Source organism: Citreimonas sp., assembly GCF_042096055.1.
GTDB lineage: Bacteria > Pseudomonadota > Alphaproteobacteria > Rhodobacterales > Rhodobacteraceae > Citreimonas.
Genome location: NZ_JBELMH010000110.1, coordinates 1,172 through 7,849 on the forward strand (window position 1 = coordinate 1,172; position 6,678 = coordinate 7,849).

The window sequence follows — 6,678 nt, forward strand, 5'->3', positions numbered from 1 at the left end:
ATCCTGCCGCGGCAATGGCCCGAAACGGTGCGCGCGCGGGCCGAGGACTACCTGCAGGACACGCAGGCGGCCTGATCCCGCGCCGGGCGGCGCGGGACGGTGTCGGATCGGCCGAAGCGCGAGGGCGTTCCACGCGCGCGGATCGCGCGATCAGAGCCAGCTCTGGACGGTGCGCGCGCCGGACGAGATGTCCTGCCCCAGCCCGTCCACCGTGCCGCACCCGGCCAGAAGGGCGCCCAGCCCCAAAACGACGATAGCCCGTTTCATGTCCTGCTCTGCCTCTTTTCGTTGGTGCGGGGAACGTCGTGTTCCCCGCGTCGCCTGTATCGGTCGGTCCGTGTTGCCCGGTTTCCGACTCAGCTCTCTTCCTGCCACCACCAGACGTCCGGCTGCCAGTTGATCCAGTCGCCGTAGATCGGAATGGTCTCGGGGTACTTCAGTTCCTTGGCATGCGCGATGCGCGACGTGTTGTACTCGTAGAACGGGATCACGTAGCGCCCGGTCGTCAACACGCGGTCCAGCGCCTTGGTCGCGGCGACGAAATCCTCGCGGCTTTCCGAGTTCAGCAGCCGGTCGATCATCGCCTCGGCCGCCGGAGAGCACATGCCCATCAGGTTGCGCGAACCCTGCGTCTCGGCCGCTTCGCACGACCAGTAGAGCGTCTGCTCGTTGCCCGGCGACAACGACAGCCCGCGCCGGTAGTAGGTCATGTCGAAGTCGAACTGGTCGGTGCGTTCGCGGTACTGCGCCGGGTCGACCACCGACACCGTCGCGTCGATGCCCATGCGCGCCAGGCTTCCGACGAAGATGTCGCCGATCGACTGCGGCTCGGTCGCGCCCTGGCTCAGCAGGATCTCGAAGCTCAGCGGCTGGCCGTCGGGGCCGGTCATCACGCCGTCCTCGATCGTGTAGCCGGCCTCGGCCATCAGGTCGATCGCGGCGCGCAGGCCCGCGCGGTTGCGCGCCGAGCCGTCCGAGACGGGCAAGGCGTAGCCTTCGAGCGCGCCGGGCAGCAGGTCCTCGGCATAGGGCTCCAGGAATTCGCGCACACGCCCTTCGGCCGGGCCGTGGTCCATCCCCAGGACCGAGTTCGAGAAGTACGAGGTGATGCGATTCTGCGCGCCCCCGGTCAGCGCGTCGTTGATGTACTCGAAGTTGAAGGCGTGCATCATCGCCTCGCGCACGCGCCAGTCGTCGAAGGGCGCGCGGCGGGTGTTCATGGCGAAGCCGGTGATGCCTGTGGGCCGGCCGTGCGGGATCAGCGACTTGACCACGTCGCCGCGCTGGACGGCGGCGAAGTCGTACTGGCTTTCCCAGGTCTCGGCGTTGAACTCGCGGTTGGAATTGACGATGCCCGCCTTGAACGCCTCGAAGGCGGCGGTCTCGTCGCCGAAGAACTCCATCCGGATCGTGTCGAGGTTGTTGGTGCCGCGCCGGAACGGCAGGTCCGCGCCCCAGTAATCGGGATCGCGCGTCAGCTCGACGAAGCGGCCGGCCTCGAAATCGGTGATGACGTAGGGCGCCGAGGTGATCGGGATCGTCTCGAGCCCGGATTCGGTGAAATCCTTCCCCTCCCACTGGGCCTTCTTCAGGATCGGGCGCATGCCGATGATCAGCGCGAGTTCGCGGTCCTCGACGTTGAAGTCGAACCGGACCGAGCGTTCGCCGGTCTGCTCCATGCTTTCGACCTTGTCCCAGCCGGCGTGGTAGCGCGGGTGGCCGATCGTGCCGAGCGTCTCATAGCTCCACATCACGTCCTCGACCGTGACGGGGGTGCCGTCCGAGAACGTCGCCTCGGGGCGCAGGGTGAATTCCACCCATTCGCGGTTCGGCCCGACCTCGATGCTTTCGGCCAGCAGACCGTAGAGCGAGAACGGCTCGTCCCAGTTGCGGCCCATCAGCGATTCATGCGCGAGGAAAGGCAGCTGCCACGGGCTGGAGCCCTTGAGAATCATCGGATTGAGGCTGTCGAAGCCGCCGACCTCGCCGGTCACGATGCGGCCGCCCTTTGGGGCGTCGGGATTGGCGTAGGGCAGGGCCGTGTAGTCCGCCGGAAGCTGCGGGTCGCCGTACATCGCGATGCCGTGGCTGTCGGCCAGCGCCGCCTGCGCGCAGAGAATCGCCGCCGCCGCAATCGACGCATTACGGCGAAACATCCTGAAATAGTCGAGGTGCATTATGGCAACAATCCCTGTCTGCCCTTGTTTTCTTGGCCCGGATGCTACGCCGGGCCGCGGCGCTTTTCAAACTTTAAGCTTGGACTCTGGCGACTAAGCGCTTATACATAAAGGCACTGCTCGATAGGTTTCTTGCCTGTATGAAACCTGCCTCAATAACTGACCCCGGCCTTGCGCCGGGGTTTTTTTGTGCCCGCATCCTCTGCCCGCACCGCGCCGCCGCCCCCTTATCTCTGCCGCGCGGCATGCTATGCTGCCGGCGCAAATTCAAGGGAGCGCGTGCATGTCGCTAGCAGGGAAGACCGCCATCGTCACCGGGTCGAATTCGGGCATCGGGCTGGGCATCGCCGAGGAACTGGCCAAGGCCGGCGCGGCGGTAGTGCTGAACTCGTTCACCGACCGCGAGGAAGACCACGCGCTGGCCGCGCGGCTGGCCGACGATCACGGCGTCGACGTGCGCTACATCGCCGCCGACATGGCCAAGGGCGACGAATGCCGCGCGTTGATCGAGAAGGCGGGCGGCTGCGACATCCTGGTCAACAACGCCGGCATCCAGCACGTCTCGCCCGTGGATTCGTTCCCGGTCGAGAAATGGGACGCGATCATCGCGATCAACCTCAGCTCGGCCTTCCACACCACGGCCGCCGCGCTGCCGCACATGCGCAAGCGCGGCTGGGGCAGGGTGGTCAACATCGCCTCGGCCCACGGGCTGACGGCGTCGCCCTACAAGTCGGCCTACATCGCGGCCAAGCACGGCGTCGTCGGCTTCTCGAAGACCGTGGCGCTGGAAACCGCCGAGGAGCCGATCACCTGCAACGCGATCTGTCCCGGCTACGTGCTGACCCCGCTGGTCGAAGCGCAGATCCCCGCGACGATGAAGGAATACGGCATGGACCGCGAGCAGGTGATCCGCGACGTCATGCTGGCGCGCCAGCCGTCGAAGGACTTCGCCACGGTCGAGCAGCTGGGCGGGACCACGGTGTTCCTGTGTTCCGACGCTGCGGCGCAGATCACCGGAACGACGATCAGCGTCGACGGCGGCTGGACCGCGCTTTGATCCGCGGTGCGGGGGTTCCGCCCCCGCGCCCCCGGAATATGTTAAAGCAGAAGATTCGGGCGAGGCTTCAGAGGATGCGGGGCGTCGGCCGGTCGAAGACGCGGCGCCCCAGCGCCGAGGCGCACAGATCGACCATCAGCTGCGCGGTGCGGCCGCGTTCGTCCAGCATCGGGTTGAGCTCGACCAGGTCCATCGAGGTCATCAGACCGCTGTCGTGGATCATTTCCATCGCCAGGTGCGCCTCGCGCACGGTGGCGCCGCCGGGGACGGTGGTGCCCACCGCCGGCGCGACCGCGGGATCGAGGAAATCCACGTCGAGCGAGACGTGCAGCGCACCGCCCGCCTGCGCAACCTTGTCGAGGAACGGCCCCAGCAGCGCGGCGAGGCCGTTCTCGTCCAGCGCGCGCATGTCGTGGCGATGCACGCGGCTGGCCTCGATCGCGTCGACCTCGGCCTGATCGACCGAGCGCAGGCCGATGATGCACACGTTCTCCTGCGGGATCGGCGCCTCGAGCGGCGGGAAATCGTCGAAGCCCGCCTGGCCGGTCACGTAGGCCAGCGGCGTGCCGTGCAGGTGACCCGACAGCGTCGTCTCGGGCGTGTTGAAATCCGCGTGCGCGTCGAGCCAGAGCACGAATTGCGGCTGGCCCTTCTCGGCCGCGTGCGCCGCCACGCCCGACACCGTGCCCAGCGACAGCGCGTGGTCACCGCCCAGGAAGACCGGCAACCCCTCGGCCATCGCGGACCGGGCGGCGCGGGCCAGCGCGCGGGTCCAGCCCACGGTCGGAGGCAGCGCGTAGAGGCCGTCGCGATCCGCCACGTCGGTCTCGTCCGGTTGCACGTTGCCCATGTCGCGCACGGTGTGGCCCAGGTCGGCCAGCGCCTTCGGCAGGCGCGCGGTGCGATAGGCGTCGGGGCCCATCAGGCAGCCGGCGCGGCGCTTGCCGCAATCCATCGGCGCGCCGATCAGCAGAAGGGTCTGGGGCATGGGGGCACCTCGTGTTGGTTGGCGTTGTGGCGAAGCCGCACGGGCCGAGAGGCGAATCCGCCCTTTGCGCGATCATGCCGCGAAAGCGGCGGGGGTGACACCCCGCGGCGGCGCTCAGCGGCGCGCGCGCAGCGCCGCCAGCCAGACCAGAACCAGCAGGGCCGAGACGATCGCGTTCCAGCCGGCCATCGAGATGCCCAGCATCTGCCACGGGATCTCGTCGCAGCGCACCAGCGGCGCGTTCATGATCTGGTCGAGCAGCGCATCGGTGTCGAGCCCGCCGATGTCCTGCGACGTGCAGGTGCTGGGGCCTTCCCACCAGCCGCGCTCGACCCCTGCGTGGTAGGCGCCGATCGCGGCCGAACTGCCGACCGCGGCGGCGCCCAGAAGCGCGACGATCGCCAGCGGTGCGGCCAGCGCGATCAGTCCCGCGCCGATCGCGCCGACGTGGCCGTAGCGCTGCCAGTAGCACAGCTTGCATGGCGGCAGGTCGCCCAGGTACTGGAAGCCCAGCGCCGCCAGCATCAGCGCCGCCGACCCGGCGGCTGCGAGGATCATGAGAGAACGTCGTGTCATAGCGACCCCGCGACGAGGAATCCGCCGACCAGAAGCACGACGAAGGCGGTGAAGACAAGACCCAGCCGGCGCTCGATGAACTCGCGGATCGGGGCGCCGAAGGCGCGCAGCAAGCCTGCGACCACGAAGAACCGCAGCGCCCGCGCGATGATGGACGTGACGACGAAGGTGGCCAGCGGCATCGCCGTCCAGCCCGACATGATCGTGATCACCTTGTACGGGAAGGGCGTGACGCCCGCGATCAGCACGGCCCAGAACCCGACGCCGTTGAAGCGGTCGTTGAACGCGGCCATCGCGTCGTCCTTGCCCAGCGCCTGCAGGATCGGCTGGCCAAGGCTTTCGTAGAAGAAATAGCCGATCCCGTAGCCGGCGATGCCCCCGAGGACCGAAGAGACGGTGGCCACCAGCGCGATCAGCCAGGCCCGGCGCGGCGCGGCGAGGATCATCGGGATCATCAGCACGTCGGGCGGGATCGGGAAGACCGAGCTTTCGATGAAGGCGACGGCGGCGAGGATCCACAGGGCCCGCGGATGATCGGCCTGCGCCATGGTCCAGTCGTATGAGCGTCGCAGCATGGCGGGTCTCCCTGCAAGGCTTCTGACCACGGCTGGGCGCCGCTGGCAAGACCTGCCGCCGCGCCGCGGCATGCGCGCAGACGCGATTGACGCGATCCTAGGCTTGGTATACCCGCAGATCCGGGCCCGAGTGGCGGAATGGTAGACGCAGGGGATTCAAAATCCCCCGCTGGCGACAGCGTGTCGGTTCGAGTCCGACCTCGGGCACCACATGGGATCGGCATGCTTTGCCCCGATCCGCGTGGCGCTGCGACCCGTTCAGAATATTGACGCAGATCGGCAGCGCGGTGCTGTGTTCGGCTGGCCGCGTGACCGGGACGTGCGCGTGGTCGCCGCTCCGGTCAGCCTCCTTCGGACGTGCCGCCCGTGACCGTCAGCCCCAGCAGCCGCCAGACCTGCATGCCGCCGCGATAGTAGGAGATGCGATCGGCGGGATAGCCCGCCTCGACCATGTTCCGGATCGCGGTGGGGGATTGTCCGCACCAGATCCCGTTGCAGAACAGCGCGACGCGTTTCGCGTTGCTGCAATCCCACCCGTCGAAATCGGGCTCGCACCCCAGCCGCCCGAGCTCGTCGAGCACATAGGTGTAGGGGATGTTGATCGCGCCCGGGATGGTGCCGCCCTGGAACCAGTCAGGCGTGCGGCTGTCCACGACGACCGCGTCGGGATCCTGCAGCATGTCGATCAGTTCCAGCTCCCCGATCGTGTAGACCCCCTCGGCGGGGTTGTGGGGCTGGATGCAGAAGTCGGGGCAGGGACGGGAGGTGCGGGCCCACTCTCCGCCGATTTCGTGCGACGTGTCCTGGATGCGCTCGATCACCACCGGGCCGGAATCGGTCTCGACTGTGACCGAAGGCATGTCCTTGGTGATCCCGACCGTCGTTTCGGCCATGGCCGGTGCGGCCAGCAGCGCAGCGGCGGCAAACAACTTGCGTAGCGTCACGGCTTGTCCTCCTGAAAGTCTGCGTACCGCCCAGCCTAACCGGTCGCGCGTCGCTCGTCACCTTTGCGCTACAGCGGTGCCGTCGTGTGGCGGGTCAGGTATCCGGCGGGATCAACCCCAGCCCGCGCAGGTAGACGCCGATCGCCGATTCCAGCAGGTCCTCGGGCGGGAAGGGCGAGCGCGTGCCCGGCGAGTTGCGGGCGAAAAGCTCGACCACGCCGTGGCTCATCGCCCAGATATGGGCCGAGAACATCTCGGCCGGCGGGCGTTTTTCGGCGGGGATGTGCTGCGACAGGTCGGCGGCCGCGCGTTCCAGCACCCCGCGCGCGCGGGAAGATACGGCGGCGAGTTCGGGCGAATG

At 68.1% G+C, this 6,678-nt stretch carries 7 protein-coding genes, 1 tRNA gene and 1 pseudogene; 2 read left to right on the forward strand and 7 right to left on the reverse strand.

What is annotated here, in order from left to right:
* Positions 1–150 precede the first annotated feature (150 nt).
* The gene (locus ACFDTC_RS16485) at positions 151–267 is read right to left on the reverse strand and encodes an entericidin EcnA/B family protein (RefSeq protein ID WP_375259975.1); all 117 of its coding nucleotides are present in this window, start codon (positions 265–267) and stop codon (positions 151–153) included.
* 89 nt (positions 268–356) lie between these two features.
* Entirely contained in the window at positions 357–2,156 is a 1,800-nt protein-coding gene (locus tag ACFDTC_RS16490) for an extracellular solute-binding protein (RefSeq protein ID WP_375259976.1), read from the reverse strand.
* A 304-nt stretch (positions 2,157–2,460) separates the two neighbouring features.
* On the opposite strand from ACFDTC_RS16490, the gene ACFDTC_RS16495 reads away from it, so the two are divergent.
* A complete protein-coding gene (locus ACFDTC_RS16495; protein WP_375259977.1) occupies positions 2,461–3,234 on the forward strand; it encodes a 3-hydroxybutyrate dehydrogenase in 774 nt (257 codons plus the stop codon).
* A gap of 67 nt (positions 3,235–3,301) precedes the next feature.
* Here the strand turns inward: ACFDTC_RS16495 and rocF are convergent, their stop codons facing one another.
* The 3 genes from rocF to ACFDTC_RS16510 all read right to left on the reverse strand — a co-directional run bounded on the left by rocF (position 3,302) and on the right by ACFDTC_RS16510 (position 5,373).
* Positions 3,302–4,222, reverse strand: a complete 921-nt coding sequence (gene rocF / locus ACFDTC_RS16500; RefSeq protein WP_375259978.1) for an arginase — start codon at positions 4,220–4,222, stop codon at positions 3,302–3,304.
* A 114-nt stretch (positions 4,223–4,336) separates the two neighbouring features.
* Positions 4,337–4,780: a disulfide bond formation protein B gene (locus ACFDTC_RS16505; RefSeq protein WP_375259979.1), complete on the reverse strand. Its 444-nt coding sequence runs from the start codon at positions 4,778–4,780 to the stop codon at positions 4,337–4,339.
* Between the two features lie 14 nt (positions 4,781–4,794).
* On the reverse strand, positions 4,795–5,373 hold the full coding sequence (locus ACFDTC_RS16510) for a YqaA family protein (RefSeq protein WP_375259980.1): 579 nt from the start codon (positions 5,371–5,373) through the stop codon (positions 4,795–4,797).
* 124 nt (positions 5,374–5,497) lie between these two features.
* Here ACFDTC_RS16510 and ACFDTC_RS16515 point away from each other — a divergent pair.
* Positions 5,498–5,583, forward strand: a tRNA-Leu gene (locus tag ACFDTC_RS16515).
* Positions 5,584–5,714: 131 nt separating this feature from the next.
* On the opposite strand, the gene ACFDTC_RS16520 is transcribed toward ACFDTC_RS16515, so the two are convergent.
* Complete coding sequence (locus ACFDTC_RS16520) at positions 5,715–6,317, reverse strand: rhodanese-like domain-containing protein (RefSeq protein WP_375259981.1); 603 nt, start codon at positions 6,315–6,317, stop codon at positions 5,715–5,717.
* 94 nt (positions 6,318–6,411) lie between these two features.
* Positions 6,412–6,678 (reverse strand): annotated as a pseudogene (locus tag ACFDTC_RS16525) (TetR/AcrR family transcriptional regulator); the annotation flags it as partial.